This window comes from Polynucleobacter aenigmaticus, assembly GCF_002206635.1.
GTDB classification, from domain to species: domain Bacteria; phylum Pseudomonadota; class Gammaproteobacteria; order Burkholderiales; family Burkholderiaceae; genus Polynucleobacter; species Polynucleobacter aenigmaticus.
Genome location: NZ_NGUO01000015.1, coordinates 1 through 23,060, shown reverse-complemented (window position 1 = coordinate 23,060; position 23,060 = coordinate 1). Strand labels below are relative to the sequence as shown.

The 23,060-nt window shown below is 46.1% G+C and carries 24 protein-coding genes; 5 read left to right on the top strand and 19 right to left on the bottom strand.

Going from position 1 to position 23,060, the window contains the following annotated elements:
• Positions 1–48: 48 nt before the first annotated feature.
• Positions 49–1,272, bottom strand: a complete 1,224-nt coding sequence (locus CBI30_RS09260) for a glycosyltransferase family protein (protein ID WP_088528019.1) — start codon at positions 1,270–1,272, stop codon at positions 49–51.
• Positions 1,273–1,353: 81 nt separating this feature from the next.
• Between CBI30_RS09260 and CBI30_RS09255 the strand changes: the two genes are divergently transcribed.
• Positions 1,354–2,238 (top strand): alpha-1,2-fucosyltransferase, encoded by an 885-nt coding sequence (locus CBI30_RS09255; RefSeq protein ID WP_088528018.1) that lies wholly within the window; start codon positions 1,354–1,356, stop codon positions 2,236–2,238.
• Here CBI30_RS09255 and CBI30_RS09250 read toward each other — a convergent pair.
• The 8 genes from CBI30_RS09250 to CBI30_RS09215 all read right to left on the bottom strand — a co-directional run bounded on the left by CBI30_RS09250 (position 2,235) and on the right by CBI30_RS09215 (position 8,738).
• The gene (locus tag CBI30_RS09250) at positions 2,235–3,170 is read right to left on the bottom strand and encodes a glycosyltransferase family 2 protein (RefSeq protein WP_088528017.1); all 936 of its coding nucleotides are present in this window, start codon (positions 3,168–3,170) and stop codon (positions 2,235–2,237) included. The genes CBI30_RS09255 and CBI30_RS09250 overlap by 4 nt on opposite strands.
• Before the next feature lie 2 nt (positions 3,171–3,172).
• Positions 3,173–4,072, bottom strand: coding sequence for a DUF6492 family protein (locus tag CBI30_RS09245; RefSeq protein ID WP_240553558.1), 900 nt, complete (start codon positions 4,070–4,072; stop codon positions 3,173–3,175).
• A gap of 15 nt (positions 4,073–4,087) precedes the next feature.
• Positions 4,088–5,419 (bottom strand): glycosyltransferase, encoded by a 1,332-nt coding sequence (locus CBI30_RS09240; RefSeq protein WP_088528015.1) that lies wholly within the window; start codon positions 5,417–5,419, stop codon positions 4,088–4,090.
• A 24-nt stretch (positions 5,420–5,443) separates the two neighbouring features.
• Positions 5,444–6,424, bottom strand: a complete 981-nt coding sequence (locus tag CBI30_RS09235; protein ID WP_088528014.1) for an aspartate carbamoyltransferase catalytic subunit — start codon at positions 6,422–6,424, stop codon at positions 5,444–5,446.
• Positions 6,421–6,927 carry a bifunctional pyr operon transcriptional regulator/uracil phosphoribosyltransferase PyrR gene (gene pyrR, locus CBI30_RS09230; RefSeq protein ID WP_088528013.1) on the bottom strand — a complete coding sequence of 169 codons (507 nt, stop codon included), beginning with the start codon at positions 6,925–6,927 and terminating at the stop codon, positions 6,421–6,423. Before pyrR ends, CBI30_RS09235 begins: the two co-directional genes overlap by 4 nt.
• A gap of 1 nt (position 6,928) precedes the next feature.
• Entirely contained in the window at positions 6,929–7,354 is a 426-nt protein-coding gene (ruvX, locus tag CBI30_RS09225) for a Holliday junction resolvase RuvX (protein WP_088528012.1), read from the bottom strand.
• Positions 7,347–7,931: a YqgE/AlgH family protein gene (locus CBI30_RS09220; RefSeq protein WP_206075624.1), complete on the bottom strand. Its 585-nt coding sequence runs from the start codon at positions 7,929–7,931 to the stop codon at positions 7,347–7,349. Before CBI30_RS09220 ends, ruvX begins: the two co-directional genes overlap by 8 nt.
• Before the next feature lie 114 nt (positions 7,932–8,045).
• Positions 8,046–8,738: a YdcF family protein gene (locus CBI30_RS09215; RefSeq protein ID WP_240553557.1), complete on the bottom strand. Its 693-nt coding sequence runs from the start codon at positions 8,736–8,738 to the stop codon at positions 8,046–8,048.
• A 178-nt stretch (positions 8,739–8,916) separates the two neighbouring features.
• On the opposite strand from CBI30_RS09215, the gene CBI30_RS09210 reads away from it, so the two are divergent.
• Together CBI30_RS09210 and CBI30_RS09205 are read left to right on the top strand one after the other, a co-directional pair.
• Positions 8,917–10,407 carry a cryptochrome/photolyase family protein gene (locus CBI30_RS09210; RefSeq protein WP_088528009.1) on the top strand — a complete coding sequence of 497 codons (1,491 nt, stop codon included), beginning with the start codon at positions 8,917–8,919 and terminating at the stop codon, positions 10,405–10,407.
• A gap of 40 nt (positions 10,408–10,447) precedes the next feature.
• Positions 10,448–11,287, top strand: a complete 840-nt coding sequence (locus tag CBI30_RS09205; RefSeq protein ID WP_088528008.1) for a symmetrical bis(5'-nucleosyl)-tetraphosphatase — start codon at positions 10,448–10,450, stop codon at positions 11,285–11,287.
• A 16-nt stretch (positions 11,288–11,303) separates the two neighbouring features.
• Here CBI30_RS09205 and hemL read toward each other — a convergent pair whose 3' ends face one another.
• From hemL to CBI30_RS09155, 10 genes are all read right to left on the bottom strand, one after another.
• Positions 11,304–12,596, bottom strand: coding sequence for a glutamate-1-semialdehyde 2,1-aminomutase (gene hemL / locus CBI30_RS09200; protein WP_088528007.1), 1,293 nt, complete (start codon positions 12,594–12,596; stop codon positions 11,304–11,306).
• Between the two features lie 56 nt (positions 12,597–12,652).
• Entirely contained in the window at positions 12,653–12,823 is a 171-nt protein-coding gene (locus CBI30_RS09195; protein ID WP_088528006.1) for a rubredoxin, read from the bottom strand.
• A 24-nt stretch (positions 12,824–12,847) separates the two neighbouring features.
• Entirely contained in the window at positions 12,848–14,311 is a 1,464-nt protein-coding gene (locus CBI30_RS09190; protein WP_088528005.1) for a THUMP domain-containing class I SAM-dependent RNA methyltransferase, read from the bottom strand.
• A gap of 46 nt (positions 14,312–14,357) precedes the next feature.
• Positions 14,358–14,783 carry a CopD family protein gene (locus CBI30_RS09185; RefSeq protein ID WP_088528004.1) on the bottom strand — a complete coding sequence of 142 codons (426 nt, stop codon included), beginning with the start codon at positions 14,781–14,783 and terminating at the stop codon, positions 14,358–14,360.
• 45 nt (positions 14,784–14,828) lie between these two features.
• Positions 14,829–16,118 (bottom strand): glutamate-5-semialdehyde dehydrogenase, encoded by a 1,290-nt coding sequence (locus CBI30_RS09180; protein ID WP_276207150.1) that lies wholly within the window; start codon positions 16,116–16,118, stop codon positions 14,829–14,831.
• A gap of 50 nt (positions 16,119–16,168) precedes the next feature.
• A complete protein-coding gene (holA, locus tag CBI30_RS09175; protein WP_088528002.1) occupies positions 16,169–17,230 on the bottom strand; it encodes a DNA polymerase III subunit delta in 1,062 nt (353 codons plus the stop codon).
• A 19-nt stretch (positions 17,231–17,249) separates the two neighbouring features.
• Positions 17,250–17,777: an LPS-assembly lipoprotein LptE gene (locus CBI30_RS09170; protein WP_088528001.1), complete on the bottom strand. Its 528-nt coding sequence runs from the start codon at positions 17,775–17,777 to the stop codon at positions 17,250–17,252.
• A gap of 24 nt (positions 17,778–17,801) precedes the next feature.
• Positions 17,802–20,471, bottom strand: coding sequence for a leucine--tRNA ligase (gene leuS / locus CBI30_RS09165; RefSeq protein ID WP_088528000.1), 2,670 nt, complete (start codon positions 20,469–20,471; stop codon positions 17,802–17,804).
• 36 nt (positions 20,472–20,507) lie between these two features.
• Positions 20,508–21,308 (bottom strand): 4-hydroxy-tetrahydrodipicolinate reductase, encoded by an 801-nt coding sequence (gene dapB, locus CBI30_RS09160; protein ID WP_088528069.1) that lies wholly within the window; start codon positions 21,306–21,308, stop codon positions 20,508–20,510.
• A 69-nt stretch (positions 21,309–21,377) separates the two neighbouring features.
• Positions 21,378–22,091 carry an outer membrane protein assembly factor BamE gene (locus CBI30_RS09155; protein ID WP_088527999.1) on the bottom strand — a complete coding sequence of 238 codons (714 nt, stop codon included), beginning with the start codon at positions 22,089–22,091 and terminating at the stop codon, positions 21,378–21,380.
• Between the two features lie 49 nt (positions 22,092–22,140).
• On the opposite strand from CBI30_RS09155, the gene fur reads away from it, so the two are divergent.
• On the top strand, positions 22,141–22,593 hold the full coding sequence (gene fur, locus CBI30_RS09150) for a ferric iron uptake transcriptional regulator (protein WP_169711271.1): 453 nt from the start codon (positions 22,141–22,143) through the stop codon (positions 22,591–22,593).
• Positions 22,594–22,737: 144 nt separating this feature from the next.
• Positions 22,738–23,060: helix-turn-helix domain-containing protein (locus CBI30_RS09145; RefSeq protein WP_143744379.1), on the top strand; the 323-nt coding region annotated here is incomplete at its 3' end.

Sequence of the window (23,060 nt, the reverse complement as noted above, 5' to 3'; positions counted from 1 at the left end):
TATTCATCAAATACTTAAATGCGCACCATTAGCCAGGAACACACAAGATTATTTTGATAATTTTAACTGATCTATCAGGGACTTAGCTCGATGAAAGGTGGTGTGGCCAGCAAATACTTCCCGTTGAGCATATAGGGCTTTTTCAATCCCCAGCTCAGGAGCGCGCATGATCTCTTTAAATAATTCATGATACTCAGCGGGTGACTCGGCAATAAAGAAAGACTGCGATCCAAAAACCTTGTTAAGTAGCATTGGGTGATCAATTAACTGAGGAACCCCGCATGCTGCTAGTTGATATGTGCGCTCATTTAATTCACATGACCAATCAATTTGCTCTGGAAGATGAACATTCAATCCCACCTTAGCGCGTGCATAGATGTAACGATCTCGCTCTCGATTAAATTGAAAATGCTTCACCTGTTTCCAGCCAGGCCCATCAAGAAATCCAGAATACTGGGATGTAATATTTTTTAAATAAGCAATGTGCTCGCGCTTTCGGGAGGCCATCAGGACGTAGTTCAGGTCGCGCTCAAATCCCGCAACAGGAAAATAGTGCAATACATTCGCTCCAAATGGGATGTAGAGAATTTGGTAACCCGCATCGAAAAATGGTTGGTATTCTTTCCGATTCGTGACGTAATCTTCATCTCTGTAGCTATAGTAAAAATCTATTTGATGCTGTTGAGCCCAGGCGAGACGCGGCAATAACGGCGTGCTCTCATACTCCTCTAGTGCAGCGCTTAATCCCACACGTAAGCGTTCACTTGCTTTATACCGAGCAATAACTTTCCAATCAATACGACGAAGATATTCATGGTTATCGCTAGAGAGCAAAATAGTAGGCTTAAATTGATCTAGAGCCGTTTGTGTTTCCTCTTCCCAACCCAGTGCTCTTGCGGGGATGCCAATGTAATTTAAGCTCTCCATCAAATTTGAGAAGAGTGAATATCCTGCCGGCGAAAAACGTGCATCTGGAATTTGAATCAAGATGCGCTCGTCACTTGTCCCAACCATGCAATCTTTAAAGAGCGCTTCTAACTCTATTCTCAAACGAGTTCCTTGCTGAACTAGGGGGTCGGGTGAGTTAAGGCAAGTTTCTATATCCTCGTGAGGTGACTTATTTTGAAGTGCGCTTTCCGCTTCAGCAAGAATGAGATCATGCTGGCAAAGACTTTCTGAATTGAAGAGCCAATTAAATTGATGTTTTTCGAATGAGCGCTGCAGTTTGACTTTGCGTTTCTTAGCAAGCAGCAACAATTGGTTAAGAGTCATATTCAGCTTGAAATACAAAGAATGTAGTTTTAGGCGACAAGACTCCCACTTGAGCTCATCTGATGGTCTAATTATAGAATTATGAACATAATCGCACAGCTCCAGGGCGGCCTAGGAAACCAACTGTTTCAGTATGCCACTGCCAGAGCCCTAGCACATCAGCACCAAACCTCCCTACTACTTGATCAAAGCTGGTTTACCAAGGCTTATGACGACGTTACCCCTAGAGAATTGCTAATCTCCGCATTAAATACTAAGGGCGCTTTAATCACACTTGATTTTCCGCCAAAGAGGTCCAAATATATTCGCCGAATCCTTCAGAAGCTGTGGCCCATTAACCCCTGCATTTATTTAGAACAAAACCCCTACAGTTTTGACCCCAGCCTATTAAAAGCACCCACCTTCAAAACTCAAAACCTGTATCTCATGGGGTATTGGCAGTCTTATCGGTATTTTGAGTCGATAAAAAAAATACTGCAGTCAGAAGTGAATCCCAAAGCCGCATTAGATTCACATTACCAAAACTACCTAAACCAAATTCAAGCAAGCAACTCTGCCATGGTCCATGTAAGACGTGGTGACTACGTCCATCTAGCGAGTGCAGCAAAGGTGCATGGGTTTATTGGGCTTGATTACTATCAGCAGGGAATGGCAATACTTCTAGACAATAATCCGAAGACCCATTTTTTTGTATTTTCAGATGACTTAGATTGGGTGAAAGCAAATCTACCCCACCAAGACAAAATCACTTTTATCCAATCTCTTGAAAAGAGTGATGCAGTTATTCAAGAGTTAGAGTTAATGACACACTGCCAAAATCATTTGATCGCAAATAGCTCTTTGAGCTGGTGGGCAGCCTGGCTAGCAAAGGGTTCAAATAACACAGTGATTTGCCCAAGCCACTGGACTAATGACCTTACCATGAACTGGGATGATTTATTGCCAGCGAATTGGCAACGCATCTAAGATATAACACTGCCTCTAAGAGATGCAAGCATCGATACTAAAAGGCGCTCCATTCGAGTGAATGGCGTAAATAACCCATTGCCGCGAAATTGGAAACGCGCATAAATTTCATAGTTAGCCATCACAGAAATGCCCCGAATTCTCTGATTTAAATTCCACATAAACGGTATTGCCAACTGTAATCTTTTGAAAAATGAGATTGATTTTGGAGGGAAATTGCCAGCCATTCCAAGACCGTCTAGATAAGCGCTTCTGCTGTCATTGAAAATTCTATTTGTCTGAAAATTCTGAACCTGACTAGTCTGCTTTGTGTGTATTCGATAGGTGATTAACTTTTCATGCAGATTAGCAAAACGATATCCGGCTAAAGCCAGCTCTGCCCAAAGCGAATAATCTTCGGCATAGTCTTTTCCAAGTCGATAAGGATGCTTCTTGAACGCACCCGCTTTACCCATGACGGCAGGATTACATAAGGGGCTGCAAACACTAATTAAGGCGCGGATATCCGGATCTGAGTACCGCTGTTTTGATGGCTTAATCTTTCCACTGCTCTCGTAAAGCGAATAATGAGCCCCGCCACAAATGTCCACTTTATGTGACTCCAAAAAAGAAATCTGTAACTGCAGTCGATTTGGAAAGGCAATATCGTCAGCGTCTAAAAAGGCAATATAGTCACCCTTAGCTGAGGCGACCAATTGATTGCGAGCGTTTACTAGGCCTTTATTCTGACCTATATGCATCTTTACAATCCGCTCATCATTAAATTCATCCATGATCTGTTGAGTCTTATCAGTGGAGCCATCATTGAAAATGAGTAATTCAAAATGGGGGTAGGTTTGCTGCAAAATACTTTCAATCGCTTGTGCAATATGTTGCTCGGCATTAAATGCAGGCATTAGCACGCTAACCAATGGAGTGGCAGACTTAACCATCGTTAGATGTAGCTCTGCAGATAGCGCCCAAATCGCTTAAGGCGACGCAGAAGACGTGATGGCAATGACTTATTTGAATGGCCAATCTGATTATCGATGTCCCAGGCAGATTGATAGATAACGCCCAAATAATTCCGCGCTATTTTCTCTGTCGTCTCGCCAAGACGTTTCATTAAAAAATATTGCCAGTCATAGTGATATGCCCTGAATAAAGGCTCAATTGCAATCAAAGGAATTGCACGATATTTCAATAGAGCCTCACAATAAATTACTGACTCTGGAAATTCTGGAGTAATTAAATCCCAGATAGTCATACCTTGTAGCTGCAAATACTCCTGGTCCAACGACTTCCAGACTTTCATTGACCAATTAAAAGGGGATGGTGCGCCATAAAAATTGGGTCCAGACCGACCAAATAAGGCCTTTACTCGCTCCGCCTCTACCCTTAAATCTCGCTCAACCTTCGGGTGACTACGGTTATCGGCCATCTGAAATAACTCTTTATTCTGATGCAGGACCGTATAAGGCACATTGTCATCATTTATAAAATCTGAATACTGGAAGCTGTGAATAAATTTACTATCAGAATCAATGCAGAGATAATTTTCCGATAAACTCAAACGCCAAAACTCAGCCTTAATGATTTGCTGAGACAGTCCTCCAGGCATTGCACGATATTGCTCCAAGCTCGAACCCGGATTAGCGGAGACAATATCTTCATCGGCTATCCAGATATAACCTTGCTTACCCAAAACCTCCTCTAGCAAGCCTCTCTCAGAGCTTGGGGTCGAAATATAAAATGGGATTTGCTCGACGTTGTATTGCTCGATTGACTGGAGCAGCAACTTCAAACGTAAAAAGTCTTTCGAATAGGACTTGCAATATAGAACGAAGTCTTTCAAATCAATTCCCATTCTTTAATTAGCTCTACTTTGAACTTGAGTCAAAATAGTATTGACTGCCTGATCAACCCCAATCGGCTTCCAAGTAGGCTGTATTAATTGTTTGCCTTTCCAGTCTAGCCAAATTCTCTCTAAAGCCAACTCAATCGCTCCTGTATCGAGTTGTAGACTGAGATAAGCACCGCGATCAAGCAACATCTGATCTAACTGTGGATTTCGATGGGTTATGCCCCAGATCGGGCGACCCGTCCATAGGTAATCGTAAAACTTAGATGGGATGTATTCAGCGCACCACTCATCGTTACCATGCAAGAGAATCAATACATCAGCCGATTGCATCTTTTCTACTACACGTTCCCTGCCAGATTTTCCAGTTATCGCATCTTTCTCCAGACGCCCCTGAGCCAACAACACATCTTCAAACTTCAGGTTTTTTACTACCTCTGTAGTTAATGAATCTAAAGGGGCGCCATAAGCGTGCACCCGAATATGCCTTCTTGCCTCCGGGAATTTCTTAAATAATGGGACAAGTGCCTTCAGTATGGTTGAGAGCGAGCGATCGTTCGCCAATGATCCAAAGTGGCATAAATTCAGACACTCAGAATATTGATGCGTCTTAGACGCACTCAAACCGCCCGGTGGCTCCGCACCTGGGAGAACCATAAAGCCATGGGCATTATTTGGTGTGTTGAGATTGGGATTACGTACCTTCGCATAATGCAAGGCACCATCAGTAAACCACCAAGCCAAATCAGCGTATTTACAAATTTGCTTTTCTAGATACTGACGAAATTGGGCATCGCGATTTTTAGGCTTCTTAAACCCTGGATCACTAGGGCCACTACGAATCACCAAAGGATCATGAATTTCTACGATCCAAGGTAAGCCAGTTTTTTTCTTCAGCCACAAGCCGGCTAAGTGCGCGGACCAAGCACCACCAGTCGAATAAATAACATCGACCTTGCCATCCCTGATTAACTGTAAGCCATGTACATAGGCCGGCATTGCCCAAGACCACTGGCTGGAGTAGCCGAGAAAGAATTTCTCCAAAGCGATGAATGGGGTAAGCAATATAGAGACTAAACCAGTGGACACTTTATAAAAAATCCCACGGCCATACTGGTTTGCAATCCAATGGCGAAAGTCAAAACGAAATGCTGCTGGACCCCAAGCTAAAAACTGTTTATGCGAGAAACGGTCATCTTTGATTCCAGTAATCGCACTAAATACAACAGGCTCAATGCTAGCTTCTAATAAATAAGGAATCTTATCTGTAATAGTGAGACTAGATGCCCTCCCATCCATATTGAAGCCATGCGATAGGATTAGCCAGTTCTTTTTTTTCATTAGCGCAATTACTCGTAATGGCGGCTAGTTACCAGCAACGATTGACATCACAGCCATCCGCACCGCAATACCAAAAGTCACCTGGTTCAGAATCACAGATTGAGGGCCATCCGCAACCGCAGAATCAATTTCTACACCCCGGTTCATGGGCCCTGGATGCATCACGATCGCATCGGGTTTAGCCAGCGCCAAACGTGTAGGCGTAAGGCCGTACTGTTTAAAGAATGCATCACCTTCTGGAACTTGCCCTACCTCCATGCGCTCTTTCTGAATACGCAAGGTCATGACCACATCGACACCCTTTAAGCCCTCTTCCATGCTATGGAAAACCTTTACCCCCAGCATATCTAAATCTCTTGGCAAAAGACTCTCTGGGCCAATCGCACGAATATCCGTACAGCCCAAAGTTCTCAAGGCGCAGATATTCGATTTAGCCACACGGCTATGCATAATATCCCCCACAATTGCCACCTTCAGACTACTAAAGTCTTTCTTAAAATGACGCATGGTATACATGTCCAACAAGCCTTGAGTAGGATGCTGATTACTACCATCACCCGCATTAACCACATGCACATGCGCAGGCACATGTTGAGCAATTTCAATCGGGGCCCTAGATGTACTATGGCGCACCACAAAAATATCGGCCTGCATCGCCACTAAGTTATCTATCGTATCTAATAGACTTTCGCCTTTAGCTGTCGAGGATGTGGAAATATCCAAATTGATCACATCGGCTGATAAACGCTTTGCAGCGATTTCAAAAGTAGTGCGTGTGCGTGTGGAGTTTTCAAAAAACAGATTGAAGACGCTCTTGCCACGCAGGAGCGGAACCTTCTTCACCTCTCTCGCAGGATCCGTCACGCTAACAAACTGTTGAGCGGTATCCAAAATGTGAAGGATTTGCTCTTTTGGTAAACCCTCCAAAGTCAGCAAATGGGTTAACTCTCCAGCGGCATTAAATTGATTAACTGGGGTATTTACCGAATTATTCACTTCGCTCATTCCGCACGCTCTTCTAATTGGAAGCTGAACTTGCCAGCGCCATTTTTTTCCAAAACTAAAATTTGATTATCTGGAATACTCAATTGTTCCCCCACAAAGTCAGCGGAGATCGGTAATTCACGATTCTCACGATCAGCCAAGACCATTAACTCTACTTGTGCCGGCCTGCCAAAATCAAATAACTCATTGAGTGCGGCACGAACCGTACGACCAGTGAGCAAAACGTCATCAATTAAAATCACGTTTGCGCCATTCACCTCAAAAGGAAGTTGGGTGGGCATTGTGCTCGCGGTACGTAGCGCTGTCATCCCCTTCTCGGCATAGTCATCTCGGTGAAACGCCACATTGATTACGCCAAAGTGAGGTTGATTTAAATCTGTAGCTAAACGCTCCGCAATCCAAGCGCCACCCATTGCAAGGCCAGCCAACTCAAATGAATCGCCAGCCTTTTTTCGCTGACTCAAAGTCTCTAGTAATTTCAGATAGGACTGCTCTGCATTCATCTCAACTGATCCAATTCTTCTCTAGAAAATACTGCTCCAAAATTAAGGCCGCAGACTCGGCATCCAAATTGTCTCGCATGTCTGGATTTCCCTCTAAAACAGCCGAGGTATAGCGTTCATCCACCCACTCCACCGGCAAACGAAAGCGTCCTTGAAGTTGATTTCCAAAGCGTCGGGCCTTAGCGCTCATTTCATGCTCAACACCATCAGGGTGACAAGGTAAACCGACTACCAGACGGTCTGGCTGCCATTCCTTCAAAAGCCCCTCAATTGCCTTGAAAGTAGCATCGCTAGATGCCCCTGCAATGGTCTTGATTGGCTGCCCTAGGCAAGTGAGTGTATTGCCAACAGCAACGCCAATACGACGCGTCCCGAAGTCAAAGGCCATGACGGTCAGTTCTGTACCTGCCCTAGAGCTCTCAGGCATGCCCGGCCTCACCAGACAAATGGGCGGGATCAAAACCCAAATGACTCATGGTTCGCTCATAGCGTTGACTTGAGGGGGTATCAAAAATAATATCTATCATCTGCTCGCGAGATAAAGGTACATTGATCCAGCCATTTAAGGTGATTTCTTCTTCTAGCTGCCCAGCACCCCAGCCCGCATAACCAAGAGTCATTAGAAATTTCCCAGGTCCACCGCCTCCTGCAACCGCCTCGAGCACATCCTTGGAGGTGGTCATAGTCAAGCCGTCTGGAACTGCCAAGGAAGAGCTATACAGCACTTCCGCAGTTGGTTCATGCAAAACAAAACCACGCTCAATTTGTACAGGACCCCCAAAATAGACCGGCTGGGTCAATAAAGGGGCAATTTCTAGCTTAAGCTCAATCTTTTCAAACAAGGTTGCCAAATCCACCTCGGTAGGCCGATTAACGACCAAACCCATGGCACCTCGCTCGGTATGCTCAAACAAGTAAATGACTGAGCCTGCAAAATTGGGATCCACCATGCCGGGCATGGCGATAAGGAATTGATTGGCGAGATGGTCTGCAGAAAATGAAATTGAGGGACCAGAAGCATTTGTTTGCTCAGTCTGGGTGGGTGAAATAGGTAAACCCACAGGGGCCTTCTTAGCCGTGTTCATGTAGGTTTATTTTACAGAATTCCCCTACTGTTGCTAGATCTTTCCAGTAATCCAGTAGGCCAAAAGACCAATAGCCTCATGCATCAACTTATTCCAATTTTGGACACCATCCGCCAAATCAAACCTACCCCAGCCCAATCGATTGCCCGTTTGGTAATCCACAGGAACCGGAATTACCTCAATTCCCTGCCCTTGAAATATCTTGAGTGATCGGTACATATGGGATGCCGAGGTAATCAGCAACCAAGGCTTTTGAGCGTCACTCGTGCCCCGCTCCCCGAACTCCAAAATCATGGGCTTCATGTAGACAACATTCTCATAGGTGTTGCGCGACTGATTTTCATAATGGGCGTATTTATCTGGCAAACCCTGCTCTGCAATTAGCTGCTTAAAGGCATCTGCCTCAGACATCCCTTTAGGGGAGAGGCGGCCGGAGAAACCACTAAAGATAAAGGGTAGTTCAGGATATTGGCGAATGAGTTCAAAGCCCTTGGTAACCCTTTCTGCTGATGAGTAAATGGAAATCTCGCCACGATCCACCGCAATTTCACCACCCTCAATCGCACCACCCAAAATAATGATTCCACCAAAATCTTTTTCTGACATTTGCATGAGATTGACTTTAGGGACTGCATCCTCGAGCACCCTTAAAAAGACCTCGGAAGTTGGCAGCCAACCAACCAGTAACAAATCCGCTAAAGCCAATAGCAGGAATCGTTTGCACAAGTGGGGTTTTCTAAGCCTAAGAAATAAAAGGCTGAGCACTACAAAGGCAATAATCCAATTTAAGGGCTCAATGCAAAACTGCACTATCTTCGAAAAGATAAAAAATAAAGTATCCATATAAGATCAATATTACCTTTAGGCCAAACGTAATCGGCTAATAAGCCCTAATATAGTGGCTATGCAAAAAGCTCTTGTTTGGCTCCGCCGCGATCTGCGTCTTTATGACAATGCAGCGCTTCACCATGCCCTCGCCAATAATACCCAGGTCTGGGTGACCTTCATTTTCGATACTGACATTTTGGAGCCGCTATGCACCGAAGATTTAGATGAAAACGGGCTCAAGCACGATCGCCGCGTGGACTTTATTTGGCAAGGCCTTAAGCAAATTGATGAGCAATTGCGCAAACAAGGTGGCGGACTGATTGTTCAAGTAGGCAAACCGACGGAATGCATTCCACAAATTGCTCAAATACTAGGTGTTAGCACCGTCTACGCCAATCATGACTACGAACCATCAGCCATTGCGCGCGATGCTCAAGTTCAATCCTCTCTTGACAATCAAGGTATTGAATTTGAGACCTTTAAGGATCAGGTCATTTTCGAGAAGAAAGAAATTCTCACCAATTCAAGCACGGTTTTCTCGATCTTTACTCCTTACAAAAATAACTGGCTGAAGACCTTACAAGAAAAAGATATTGCCGCATATGAATGCACTCCCAACAAATGTCAGCTAGCAGCAATTCCCAAAGCTTTGCAAGCACCCTTCCCTTCCCTGGAATCCATGGGCTTTACCCCCACCGGTATTGAGACTTACCTACCGCCAAGCTCCGAAGGTGGTCAAGCATTCTTGGAAGACTTCCTGCATCGAATCGATCAATATCAAATTGGTAGGGACTTTCCCGCCATCAAGGGTGTGAGCTATCTCTCAACCCATCTACGCTTTGGCATGCTCTCTATTCGAGGCTTGGTCCGCGAAGCCCATCGCCGCATGCTTGCGGGCAGTATGGGTGCGACTATCTGGCTAAGCGAACTCATTTGGCGAGATTTCTATTTCATGATTCTTGCCAATCATCCACGCCTAGCCGAGGGCGCAGCCTTCAAGCCAGACTATGACAATATCCAATGGGAAAGTGGCGCTCATGCCCAGAAATTATTTAAAGCCTGGTGTGACGGCAAAACTGGTTACCCACTGGTTGATGCAGCCATGCATCAACTAAATCAAAGTGGATACATGCACAACCGACTACGTATGGTGGTTGCTAGCTTCCTCACTAAAGATTTAGGAATTGATTGGCGTTGGGGTGAAATGTATTTCGCAAAACATCTCAATGACTTTGAGCTGTCCTCCAACAATGGTGGATGGCAATGGGCCTCCTCTTCGGGATGCGATGCTCAGCCGTATTTCAGAATCTTCAATCCCATTACTCAATCCCAAAAATTTGATCCCGAAGGTAAATTCATTCGCCGCTACTTACCTCAACTAGATAAGCTCTCCAAGAAGTCGATTCATGCACCTTGGGAATCCGGTCATATCGAACTAGAAGCTGCGGGCATTCTCCTGGGGAGAGACTATCCGTTACCGGTCGTCAACCATGATGAGGCTCGTAAGAAGACATTAATTCGCTATAGCGTAGTTAAAAAGATCAGCCCCGAATCTCCAGCCAGCTAGAGTAATGAGCCTCGAAATAATTTCCGATTTAAGATAGAGCATGAGCAAGATCTACGCAGTTGGAGATATTCAGGGGTGTGCGCCGTCCCTGAAGGCGCTCGTCAAAAAACTCCCGGCAAAATCCAAGGTGATTTTCTTGGGCGATCTAGTCAATCGCGGCCCAGATTCGCTAGACACTTTACGATACCTTAAGCGATTACAAGAAGAGCAGCGAATTGAATGTATTTTAGGTAATCATGATTTGCACCTACTTGCTGTAGATGCAGGCATACGCATGACCAAGGGATTGGATACCTTGCGACCAATTTTGGATGCTCCAGATAAAGCGGACTTAATTCATTGGTTACGTCACAGACCCATGGCACTGAGCAATGGCAAAGTGCTCACTGTACATGCCGGAGTCTTACCCCAATGGGATCTCCAGCAAACGATTGAATGCGCGCAAGAGGTCGAGAAAGCGCTGCGCAAAAAATCCTACAAAGACTTTTTGGCCAATATGTATGGCAATACTCCCAACAAGTGGAGCAACTCATTAAAAGGCTACGATCGCCTTCGCATCATTACCAATGCACTCACCCGCATTCGCTTTTGCACCCCCGCCGGCATGATGGAATTTGAAAGCAAAGAAGGCTTTGGGGATGGGCCCAAGGGCTATATTCCATGGTTCAAAGTTCCCAAGAGAAAAACTAAAGGTGCCTTGATCTATTTTGGCCACTGGTCTACTCTGGGCCTTCTTCGACAAGGAAATGTCATCGGCCTCGATACTGGATGTGTGTGGGGTGGAAAACTCACCGCCATGGAAATTCCCGAATCCGGCAAGACAAGTAAGGCCCTTGAAATCATCCAAGTGCCTGGCTACGATCACCCACTCAGAATGTAAACCGCTTTATTGCTGGCTACAGTTTCTTGAAAGCGATCTGGGCGGCGGCAATGATCTCATCTAGAACAGCATTATCATGCGCAATCGATGTAAATCCAGCTTCATATGCTGATGGCGCCAAATAAACTCCTTGATCCAGCATCAAGTGGAAGAATTTCTTAAACGATTCAATATTCGTTTTGGTCACCTCTTCAAAAGAAGCGGGTACTTTGTCGGCAAAGTAGAAGCCAAACATGCCTCCAACGCTATCGACCGAAAAGGGAACGCTAGCCGCATCTGCTGCCTGCTTTAAACCTGCCATGAGTTTTTCTGTTTGGCCAGTTAAGCACTCATAGAAACCTTCTCGAGAAACAATCTCCAGCGTTTTTAATCCTGCCGCTACTGCCACAGGATTTCCAGATAATGTGCCAGCCTGGTACACATTGCCAAGCGGCGCCAGTTTGGACATGATTTCTCTCTTGCCACCAAAGGCCGCCATCGGCATACCGCCACCCATTACCTTGCCTAAGCAAGTCAGGTCAGGAGTGATCCCCTGCAAAGATTGGGCACCGCCCAAGGCCACTCTAAACCCAGTCATCACTTCATCGTAAATCAGTACGCCGCCGTGATGACTAGTCAAACTCCGCATAGCAGTTAAAAACCCCTTTGAAGGTTTAATCAAATTCATATTGCCGGCGATAGGCTCCAAGATCACAGCAGCGATCTGATCACCCTGCTTCTGAAATACCTCTTCAAGTGCTGCAACATCGTTGTAAGGCAAAACGAGTGTGTGTTTCACTAAATCATGAGGCACGCCACCAGAAGATGGGGCATTTTGAGTGGAGTCTGCAAAAGTCAGTAGGCCCGAGCCAGCCTTCACCAACAAACTATCAGCATGACCGTGATAGCAACCCTCAAACTTAATAATGAGATCACGACCCGTATAGCCACGTGCAAGACGCAAAGCACTCATCGTGGCCTCGGTACCGCTAGATACCATGCGCACCTGTTCAATACTTGGCACCAACTGGCAAATGCGTTCCGCTAATTCAATTTCACCTTCAGTGGGAGCGCCATAACTAAAGCTAGTTTCAGCAGCCTTTTTCACCGCCTCAACTACTTCAGGATGCGCATGTCCCGCAATCATTGGACCCCAGGACATAATCAAATCGATGTAGCGTTTGCCTTCAACATCCCAAAAATAAGGACCTTTGGCTTTGGTAACAAAACGTGGCGTACCACCTACCTGACGAAAAGCACGTACTGGAGAATTCACGCCTCCCGGAATCGTTTTTTGCGCACGCTCAAATAGAATTTCGTTTTGTCCCAAGATACTTTCCTGTTTTCGCTCTAGTGTATTTAATGGATGGATATTGCTTTACGCAATTAGATCGCCATCATTTCAAAATCTTCCTTACGTGCTCCGCACTCTGGGCAAGTCCAATTCATTGGAACGTCTTTCCAGAGTGTTCCAGGCTCAATACCCTCTTCAGGCAAGCCTGCCGCTTCATCGTAGACCCAGCCACAAATCAAGCACATATATGTTTTAAATTCCATTGCCATCTTCCTTGTATATTCTTTTCATTTTAAATCTGCTGTGGCATCGCGTTTTTGATGCATCTCAAATTTAAAGAGCCTACATTCGAGTGGACCATTAAATAAAGGTGTGCGCTTAGATTCCTTAATACGCAGCTGCCCTGGTAATGCCATATCCGCTGTCAGCACAAATACATTCCAACCGCCAAAAGTATCCTTTAGATGTTGGCCAAATTGCCTTAAGAACTCGACAAATTTTGGATCTTGCTCTTCTTCAGATTGCAACTTCTTGAGGGATTCGCGGCTAGAACGCTTGGCGCTTTGGCGGCCCGTTTCCAGGTTATACGCAAAGCGATCTTCCGGCTCCTCAACATCTTCATAGGAGTCCCGCTCTGCATCGCCAGCAGTTCGATCCTGGCCTCGCCCACCTTTAATTACCAAACGCTCACCATAAGGGGGGTTCAGCAACATCACACCGTCTTTTGCATCTGCAGGTGGCTTACTAGCCAAAGCATCAACCTGGCGAGTGACCGGCAAGCCAGGTAACTGCGCACGCTGCCAGTTACCCTTAAACATGGCGACCAAACGCTCGTTAATATCACTGCCACTAATGCCTAAAGACCCTGAATCTGGAAATTGCTTACGCTTTTCAATCATCTCAGCCTGCGCAGCCTCTTTCAAAGCAACCCAACGCTTTTGCTCAGATGCTTCGTTAAAGGGCTTAAGCCTCTGAAATCCAAAACCATGCGCCGAAGTCACTAATGGGCGATAGGCTAGGCGACTGGGCTTGGCATCATCGCCATACATGCCAGAGCGTATGGCGCCCGGCGGAATAGCTAAAGCTATTTGCGCAGCTTCGACTAAAAAGGTGCCACTGCCGCACATCGGATCAAACAAGGTTTGCGAAGGCTTCCATCCCGTGATGGCCAAGATTCCTGCTGCCAGGTTTTCTTTTAAGGGTGCATCACCTTTTTCATCGCGCCAACCGCGTTTAAACAAGGCCTCACCTGAAGTATCCAGATAAATGGTGACATGGGTTGCCGTGAGATGCGCTTGAACACGCACATCCGGAAACGCAGTATCAATACTCGGGCGATCACCTGTGACATCGCGCAAACGATCAACGATGGCATCCTTAATCTTCAGAGTCGCAAAATTCAAACTCTTTAACGGTGAGCGATGTGCAGTAACGTCAACGCGCAAGGTTTGCTTTGAAGAAAACCACTCTTCCCAAGCTAAGCCGCTAGCTAGCTTATATAAATCCTCCTCCTGGCGGTATTGGGCATCTACCATTTGCAATAAGACTCGACTAGCAATACGAGAATGTAAGTTCAAAGCCATTGCAGCAGATAGTGGCGCTGCCAAACCCACTCCGCCTGTTGGGCTTGTAGGTGTGGGATCAATCACCCAGGCACCCAAGGCTTTACAGTCGGGACGCTGCGCAATACTCGCCAGCTCTTGGGCTAGAGGCACTTCTAGTCCACCTGGACAAACAACAAAAAATCTCATGAGGCTAGCAATCTAAAAAAGTATGAATAAGGGATTACAAAAAACATTAGGGCTTGATCACAACCAAAGCGGTCACGATCAATAAAAGGATTACAGGCACTTCGTTAAACCACCGATACCAAACACCTGAACGGGTATTAACGCCATTGCGGAACTTTTTGAGCAAGCTCCAGCAAGCATGGTGGTAGCCAATGACCAAGATGACAAAGAACAATTTGGCATGCATCCAGATTTCACCAGCGCCAATCTTGAAGTGCAACCAAAGAGTAAAGCCAAGTAGTAGTGCTGGCACCGCCAAAATAGTCATAAAACGAAATAAGCGATTGGCCATACCCAGAAGACGCGCATAAACTTCGGGATTTTTTTCATCTGCCAAGTTCACAAAAATTCGCGGGAGATAGAACAAACCCGCAAACCAAGAGGCAATCAAGACAATATGAAAAGTCTTCGTCCACAAATACGCATCGCCCATGATAAATATTTTCCGTTCTACAGTGATTTAATTGGACTTAATAAATTAAGTACGAATCTCGCCATGACCCATGACGATATATTTTAGAGAAGTCAGGCCATCCAAACCAACGGGGCCACGCGCATGCAATTTGTCATTGGAGATACCAATCTCCGCACCAAGACCATATTCAAAACCATCCGCAAAGCGAGTGCTGGCGTTGACCATCACACTTGCACTATCGACCTCACGCAAAAAACGATTGGCTTGCGCTTGATTATTAGTGATGATGGCATCGGTATGCTTGCTACCGTATTGCTCAATATGACTCATCGCTTCATCCATATCCGCTACGGTTTTAATCGACAAGATCGGTGCTAAATATTCTGTTTGCCAATCTTCTTCCGTCGCCTCAACCAAATTCTGAAATCCTGCAGCCTCTAGGGTACTCCGCGTGAGCGCATCTACGCGTAACTCAACACCCTTGTCTTGATAGATTTTGCACAAAGTAGGCAATACCTGTGCGGCGATCTCCTGATTGACTAGTAGGGTCTCCATCGCATTGCAAGGTGCATAGCGTTGGGTCTTGGCGTTATCACAAACCCGAATGGCCATCGCCACATCCGCATCTGCATCAATATAGGTATGGCAAATACCATCGAGGTGCTTAATCATCGGTACGCGCGCTTCTGCCATTAAGCGGGCAATCAAACTCTTGCCGCCACGAGGCACGATCACATCGATGTATTCCGTCATAGTGATCATCTCACCCACAGCACTGCGGTCTATTGTGGTCACAACCTGAACGGCATCCATTGGCAAATTAGCGGCGTCTAAACCTTCTTTAATCAACTGCGCCAACAGGGTATTCGAATCAATAGCTTCTGAACCACCACGCAAAATCACTGCATTACCTGACTTCAAGCAAAGCGCTGCCGCATCAATGGTGACATTAGGACGCGACTCATAAATGATGCCGATGACACCAAGGGGTACTCGCATCTGACCAAGCTCAATACCAGAAGCCTGCTTTTGTAATGAGGTGATTTTGCCAATCGGATCATCTAAGGAAACAATCTGCTCCAAACCTAAAGCCATAGATTCAATCGTCTTTGGCGTCATAGTGAGGCGATCAATGAACGCAGCATCTTGCCCATTGGCTTTTGCACGAGCGACATCGATCTGATTAACCTTTTGGATTTCATCGGCCTCTTGGCGTATTAATTTCGCAATATGCGCCAATGCTTGATTTTTTTGCTCGCTTGATGCGCGCGCCATTGCGCGTGATGCCTGACGAGCACGTTGGCCAATATCTTGCATCATCTGTTTAATAGAATCACTCATTTTTTTAACTATGTCTGAATTAATATTGTTTTATCTAAATTGAATTTTCACGCAAGATTTATCTAACGCAACAAATTTCCCACCAAACGCAAGCCATCCCAAGGATCCGCTGGCAACTCTGCCGCATGCAATCCTTTAACTTGACGATCTAATCCAGCCGCAACCTGCATAGCCCTGCGTAACCTCAAAGGCTGCACCCGTTTTAGGGCCATGGGATATAAACGCTCCTTATTGCCCCAGATACGGTTGGCGCGCATTAAGTTCTGCACCGACTCTCCAGCATCACTAGCAGCCTTCAGTTTCGATAGTATCCGAAGCTCTTCAGTCACGCTCCACAGAATCAACACCAAAGGTTCACCCTCACCTTTGAGGCCATCCAGCATGCGATTTAGGCGCGCTAGATCACCAGCCAGCATTGCCTCGGTAAGCTCAAAAACGTTGTAGCGAGCCACTTTCAAAATGGCAGACCGAATTTGCTCTTCAGTGAGTACACCGGTCGGATGCAATAAACCTAGCTTCTGAATTTCTTGATGAGCCGCGATGAGGTTGCCCTCTACCTGCTCAGCAATAAAACTCAGTGCACGCTGTCCCTCAGGGCCTGACTCAACCTCTTGACCCTGCTTCTTCAAGCGCCCTGCAATCCATTGTGGCAATTGAGCGCGATCAAGGGAGTCCAACTGAATGGCCATGCCCGCCTCATCCAAAGCACTAAACCACGCAGAGGTCTTAGTCTTGCCATCTAACTTAGGGAGGATGATGCAGAAAATCGTATCAGGGCCATCAGCCCCAACTGCTTGAGACTGCATTTGAGCTGAAAATTGCTTCAGCGCTTCAGCACCATCACGTCCTGGCTTACCTGTCGGTATGCGCAACTCTACCCAGCGCTTATCTCCAAATAAGGACATGGTTTGTCCAGCACTTAACAATGCGCTCCAATCAAACCCACGCTCTTGCAACAAGACTTCGCGATCGGTGTAACCCATTTTTTTAGCAGTGGCGCGTAACTGATCCATTGCCTCCATCATGAGTAGAGGCTCATCGCCACTAAATATATAAAGGGGATTTAATGAAGCCGCGGAATTCAGCGACCTCAAATGAACTTGCAGTGCATCGCTCTTAACCATGCAATTGGGCCATCATTCTTTAAAAGCTTCGAGCCTGAGGTGCTCGTGCAGATGCAGAAACACGGCGCAGAATCTGTACCGCAAGATCTCTACGCATCAAAGAGAGAAATTGCTGCATTTGAGCATCGGTTGCCAAGACTGTAGATACCGAGAAGTCCATATCTCGCGTCATGTAAATTTCAGCCTCAGGCACAACATCGGCGCCACTAACGTCATACGCCCTAAATCCAACGCGAATATTTAAGCGATAAGCGGAGACTTGACCATTGGAGTTGTAAGCCAAGATCTCACGGCCATTCAGATCACTAGTGATGTCCAGAATGAGATCCGCATCCTTGGGATTGATCGCCACTTTGGCATCAGTGCCCGTCAAGATCGCCGCTTGCAAATCCGCACGCAAAGGAGGTGATGGGCTACCAGTAATCGCAATCACCTTGAATGGCAAATCCACCATCCCGCGTAAACGATAGCCGCAAGCCAATAAACCGCTGATTGGCGCTAAAGCAAACAAACCAAGCACTGCACGTCGAAGGGTATTTACGCTCATGTCTTTAGTCTTATGTTTAATTTATTAAGCAACAATATTAATTAAGCGACCTGGCACAACAATCACTTTTTTTGGCGCAGCGCCATTGAGCGCCTTTACTGCAGGCTCACTCTGCAAAGCCAAAGCTTCAATCTGCTCTTTGGTAGCATCAGCAGGCACACGAATATCCCCGCGTAATTTTCCATTAATTTGCAGCATGATGGTTAACTCTGTTTGTATGAGCGCTGTCTCATCCACGATTGGCCAAGGTGCATCTAATAATGTACCTAAGGATTTATCGAAACCTATTTCATTCCAGAGGGCATGAGTCAAGTGAGGAACCACTGGATACAGAACCCGAATCAAAATACTTAAACACTCACGCAATACTGCCGGGCGCACAAGGCCAGCATTTAACTTGATAGGCTCCAAAACATTGAGCATCTTCATTGCCGCAGAAACAACCGTGTTGTACTGGCGACGCTGGTAATCAAAATTGGCCTGCTTGAGAATGCTATGCACTTCCCGACGCAATGCTTTTTCAGCATCGTTCAAGTCGCCTGGCAATACCTCCCCTGCAGATCGAATAGCATCTGCTTGACTACTGGAATACATCCAAACACGACGCAAGAAACGAGATGCACCCTCTACACCAGCACTAGACCACTCAAGCTGTTGCTCTGGAGGGGCGGCAAACATGACAAAAAGACGCGCAGTATCAGCTCCATATTGATCAATCAATGCTTGAGGATCAACACCATTGTTTTTACTCTTGGACATCTTCTCAATGCCGCCAATGATGACGGGTGTGCCGGAAGTATCACCCCTCAACTTAGCACTTTGAGGGCGACCTTTTTCATCGAGATCTAGCTCAATATCCAACGGATTTAACCAGGTCTTTTTACCGGAAGCTTCTTCAGAGTAATAGGTCTCATTGAGAACCATGCCTTGCGTTAATAAGTTTTGGAAAGGCTCATCAAACTTTATTAAATCGAGGTCGCGCATTACCTTGGTCCAGAAGCGCGCATAGAGCAGATGTAAAATCGCATGCTCAATACCACCAATGTACTGATCCATTGGCATCCAGTATTCATTGCGGTCGTCAACCATCGTCTTCGCATCGGGACCGGTGTAACGCATGAAGTACCAAGATGAGTCCACAAAGGTATCCATGGTGTCAGTTTCACGACGCGCGGGCTTGCCACACTTTGGACACTTCACATTCAAGAAATCTGGACGCTTGTTTAATGGATTGCCGCTACCATCGGGTACACAATCTTCTGGCAATACCACTGGCAAATCTGCCTCAGGAACCGGAACCGCGCCACAACCTGGGTTTTGCTCATCACCGCAATGAATAATCGGAATTGGGGTGCCCCAATAACGCTGACGAGAGATGCCCCAATCACGCAAACGGTATGTGGTTTTAATTTCTCCAATACCCATCTTCTCTAAATCTGCTGCAACGGTACTCACCGCCTCCTCATGAGACATCCCATCGTACTTACCGCTATTAAGGCATACGACATCATCTTTCTGCGCATACCAATCCTGCCAATGGCTGGTATTAAACATGGATGATGGAGAGCGCAAGGCAATCACTTGCTTGATTGGTAAATTGTATTTGAGAGCAAAAGCAAAATCGCGCTCGTCGTGTGCAGGCACTCCCATAACAGCGCCATCGCCGTAGGACATCAACACGTAATTACCTACCCATACTGGTACAGGCTCATTGGTAAGGGGATGTTTCACATATAAACCCGTGAGCATGCCTTCTTTTTCTTGGGTAGCCAGATCTGCTTCAATCACACTGCCGGTTTTATATTTCTCAATAAACTCAGCAAGTTCTGGATTATTGTTAGCCGCCAGCGTTGCTAATGGATGTTCGGCAGCAACGGCGCAAAAGGTAACGCCCATAATGGTATCGGCACGTGTTGTAAAAACATACAGCTGACCATCTTGAATAAAGTTACCGTGGGCATCTTGGATTTCATGCTTGAAAGCAAAACGCACGCCGCGACTTTTGCCAATCCAATTTTGCTGCATAGTCTTAACGCGCTCAGGCCAACCTAAACCATCCAAACCAGAAAGTAACTGCTCTGCATAGGCGGTAATGTTGAAGTAATAACCAGGTATCTCACGCTTTTCGACTAAAGCACCAGAGCGCCAGCCGCGCCCATCAATGACCTGCTCATTTGCCAATACGGTTTGATCAATCGGATCCCAGTTCACCACTTGGGTCTTACGATAAGCAATGCCTTTTTCAAGCATCCTCAAAAAGAGCCATTGATTCCAGCGATAGTAGTCGGGACTACAAGTTGCCACTTCACGCGACCAATCAATTGCTAGACCCATCGCAGACATTTGCTTTTTCATATAAGCAATGTTGTCGTAGGTCCATTTAGCCGGTGGTACTTTATTCTGAATGGCCGCATTCTCTGCAGGCATACCAAACGCATCCCAACCCATTGGCATCAACACGTTATAACCCTGCATACGTAACTGTCTAGCCATCACATCATTGATAGTGTAGTTACGAACGTGGCCCATATGCAACTTACCAGATGGGTACGGCAACATTGAACAGGCGTAATACTTTGGCCTTGGCTTACCGGCTGCATCTACTGCGTTTTCGGCAACCTTGTACGCTTGCGCACTCTCCCAATCAGCACGCGCTGCCGCTTCAATACTGCGGTGGTCGTAATCCTTACTCATTCAATACAACTCTTTTCTTCTATTTTTATGGGTTAATTACTTGCGTAAGCCAAGTACATCCTGCATGTCGTGTAGACCGGAACTTTGGTTTTGCAAATAACGCGCAGCGCGCAAAGACCCTTGCGCATATGACTGGCGACTGGAAGACTTATGACTAATCTCAATGCGCTCGCCTTCACCTGCAAACAAAACGGTGTGATCACCAACAATGTCTCCACCACGAATCGTTGCAAAACCAATAGAACCCTCCTTACGCTCGCCCGTATGGCCCTCTCTGGCGTACACAGCTACATCATCCAACTTCTCGCCAAGCGCATCAGCAATGACTTCACCCATTCTGAGCGCAGTGCCCGACGGTGCGTCTACTTTGTGACGATGATGGGCCTCAATGATTTCAATGTCGTAGCCTTCGTTCAGCATTTTTGCGGCAATTTCTAGCAACTTAAAAGTCACATTCACACCCACGCTCATATTCGGAGCAAAAACGATGGCTAAATTAGTGGAGGCTTTTTTCAGACCATCAATTTGCTCAGGGCTCAAGCCCGTCGTACCAATAATCATTTTGCTACCAGTCTTTTGCGCTACTGCTAAATGCGCCATCGTGCCTTCTGGACGGGTGAAGTCAATCAAAAATTCAGCATCACTTAAAGCCTTTGTAATATCAGCAGTAATCGCTACGCCAGTTTTTTTCCCCAAGAAGGCACCGGCATCTTCACCAATCAAAGTGCAGGAGTCATGCTCAAGCGCGCCTACCAACTGCGCATCAGGACTATTGAGAACAGCCTCGATTAACATTTTTCCCATGCGCCCGGTTGCACCAGCAATTGCAATCTTCATCATTTGTATCTTCGTTTCTTATTAAAGGTTGCCGAAAGAAATCACTCGGCATGAACACAAAAGTAATCTTTATTTAGCTTCACTAGCCTGCGGAACGTTAAGGGCACCAGGGCCTAACTGTTGAGGCTGAACTTCTGGTGATTTTTTAGAAAAACTAAAAAAATCCCAGAAAGAACTGCTCGTAGTAGCTGCAGGTACAGCCGCCCCAGCAGGTAAATTATTTGTTGGGCTTGGCACGAGCAACTCTGGTTGCTGCAAAGGCGGTGTTACTGGTGGCTTATTGGATCCTGTCATGACATCCCAAAAAGATCTCTTGGCTTTTGCATAGCCATCAATCTCCGCAACTAGCTCAATGTCGGTTGGTAAAGCATCACCCTGAAACTTGACCAACTTATCACCCTCGAAAAATACGGTAACGCGGCGCTCTTTTCCCATCTTCTGATTTGCACGTTTAAATTCAAAAACGTAATCCCAGCGATTGGCGTGGAGATAGCTGGCTAGTAAAGGTGTGCCTAAAATTTGGCGCACTTGCTCACGACTCTGCCCCACTTGTAACTTGGCATATTGTTCGCTAGAAATAAAGTTCCCTTGCACGACGTCAGGTACGTAAGGTCTGAAGACTTTATTCATCCAGGCTCGTTGTGTGTCATCTACAGCACTCGTACAGCCGGCTATGGCAAATACTCCACCGATGACAGTAATCAACAAGCCAGAGCGCACGTGGCGAAATACCCCAGAAATGGAATGGAAGAAACTCATAAAAAGTTGAAGGCAATTTTGCATGGCAGGCCGTATCATTAAGACATTGATTTTAGCTCCCAAACCCATGAATATGAACCAAAACCCCACTCCTGCTGATTTACGCGATATTGGTCTAAAAGCTACGGGTCCTCGCATGAAAATATTGGACTTTTTTCATCAAAATGGTGGCACCCACTTTAGCGCCGAAGACATCTTTATGGCCTTAGCCAAAGATGATAAAGAGATCGGATTAGCAACGGTTTATCGTGTTCTAACCCAGTTTGAACAGGCGGGACTGCTACTTCGCAGCCACTTTGAATCCAGTAAGGGCGATAGCCGGGCCATTTACGAGCTCAATGAAGGCCATCATCATGACCATCTCGTGTGCCTAGATTGCGGACATGTGGAAGAGTTTGTAGATGAGGCAATCGAAAAAAGGCAGCGTGATATCGCCAAAAACCTCGGTTTCAAGCTCCAGGAGCACTCTTTAGCGATGTACGGCCACTGCCAGAAGAAAAACTGCCGCAATAAACAGAAGATTTGATGCGCTTTAATTCGGCTTAATGGGTATTGGCCCAAAGTTCTGATCAAATACCTGAAATATAAGATCAGATGATGAAAAAAGACCTCAATTTGAACTGCACCACAAAAGTTGGACACCCCTCCAACCCACTAAGGTGCAGTTTTCATGTCCAAATACAGCAAAGAGTTCAAATTAGCCGTTATTAACCACTACCTATCAACTAGGGACGGATTTAGATCAACGGCAACCCTCTACGAGGTCAACCCTGCCTTTATAAAAAAATGGGTTTATGCCTTCAAGATACATGGGCAAAGTAGCTTGATTCAAGGCCATAAAACCTACACGGACATCTTTAAACATTCTGTTTTGCAATATATGGCCGAGCACCAGCTCTCCATTAACCAGACTGCCGCCCACTTTAATATCGCCTCTCCTGCCACCCTTGGGAGATGGCAAAAACTCTACAATGAAGGTGGTCTTGCAGCCTT

What these genes read in the sequence shown, in the direction of transcription:
- CBI30_RS09260 (WP_088528019.1), bottom strand. Translation starts at nt 1,272, where the DNA reads ATGACTCTTAACCAATTGTTGCTGCTTGCTAAGAAACGCAAAGTCAAA.
- CBI30_RS09255 (WP_088528018.1), top strand. Translation starts at nt 1,354, where the DNA reads ATGAACATAATCGCACAGCTCCAGGGCGGCCTAGGAAACCAACTGTTT.
- CBI30_RS09250 (WP_088528017.1), bottom strand. Translation starts at nt 3,170, where the DNA reads ATGGTTAAGTCTGCCACTCCATTGGTTAGCGTGCTAATGCCTGCATTT.
- CBI30_RS09240 (WP_088528015.1), bottom strand. Translation starts at nt 5,419, where the DNA reads ATGAAAAAAAAGAACTGGCTAATCCTATCGCATGGCTTCAATATGGAT.
- CBI30_RS09235 (WP_088528014.1), bottom strand. Translation starts at nt 6,424, where the DNA reads ATGAGCGAAGTGAATAATTCGGTAAATACCCCAGTTAATCAATTTAAT.
- pyrR (WP_088528013.1), bottom strand. Translation starts at nt 6,927, where the DNA reads ATGAATGCAGAGCAGTCCTATCTGAAATTACTAGAGACTTTGAGTCAG.
- ruvX (WP_088528012.1), bottom strand. Translation starts at nt 7,354, where the DNA reads ATGCCTGAGAGCTCTAGGGCAGGTACAGAACTGACCGTCATGGCCTTT.
- CBI30_RS09210 (WP_088528009.1), top strand. Translation starts at nt 8,917, where the DNA reads ATGCAAAAAGCTCTTGTTTGGCTCCGCCGCGATCTGCGTCTTTATGAC.
- CBI30_RS09205 (WP_088528008.1), top strand. Translation starts at nt 10,448, where the DNA reads ATGAGCAAGATCTACGCAGTTGGAGATATTCAGGGGTGTGCGCCGTCC.
- CBI30_RS09195 (WP_088528006.1), bottom strand. Translation starts at nt 12,823, where the DNA reads ATGGAATTTAAAACATATATGTGCTTGATTTGTGGCTGGGTCTACGAT.
- CBI30_RS09190 (WP_088528005.1), bottom strand. Translation starts at nt 14,311, where the DNA reads ATGAGATTTTTTGTTGTTTGTCCAGGTGGACTAGAAGTGCCTCTAGCC.
- CBI30_RS09185 (WP_088528004.1), bottom strand. Translation starts at nt 14,783, where the DNA reads ATGGGCGATGCGTATTTGTGGACGAAGACTTTTCATATTGTCTTGATT.
- holA (WP_088528002.1), bottom strand. Translation starts at nt 17,230, where the DNA reads ATGGTTAAGAGCGATGCACTGCAAGTTCATTTGAGGTCGCTGAATTCC.
- CBI30_RS09170 (WP_088528001.1), bottom strand. Translation starts at nt 17,777, where the DNA reads ATGAGCGTAAATACCCTTCGACGTGCAGTGCTTGGTTTGTTTGCTTTA.
- leuS (WP_088528000.1), bottom strand. Translation starts at nt 20,471, where the DNA reads ATGAGTAAGGATTACGACCACCGCAGTATTGAAGCGGCAGCGCGTGCT.
- dapB (WP_088528069.1), bottom strand. Translation starts at nt 21,308, where the DNA reads ATGAAGATTGCAATTGCTGGTGCAACCGGGCGCATGGGAAAAATGTTA.
- CBI30_RS09155 (WP_088527999.1), bottom strand. Translation starts at nt 22,091, where the DNA reads ATGCAAAATTGCCTTCAACTTTTTATGAGTTTCTTCCATTCCATTTCT.
- fur (WP_169711271.1), top strand. Translation starts at nt 22,141, where the DNA reads ATGAACCAAAACCCCACTCCTGCTGATTTACGCGATATTGGTCTAAAA.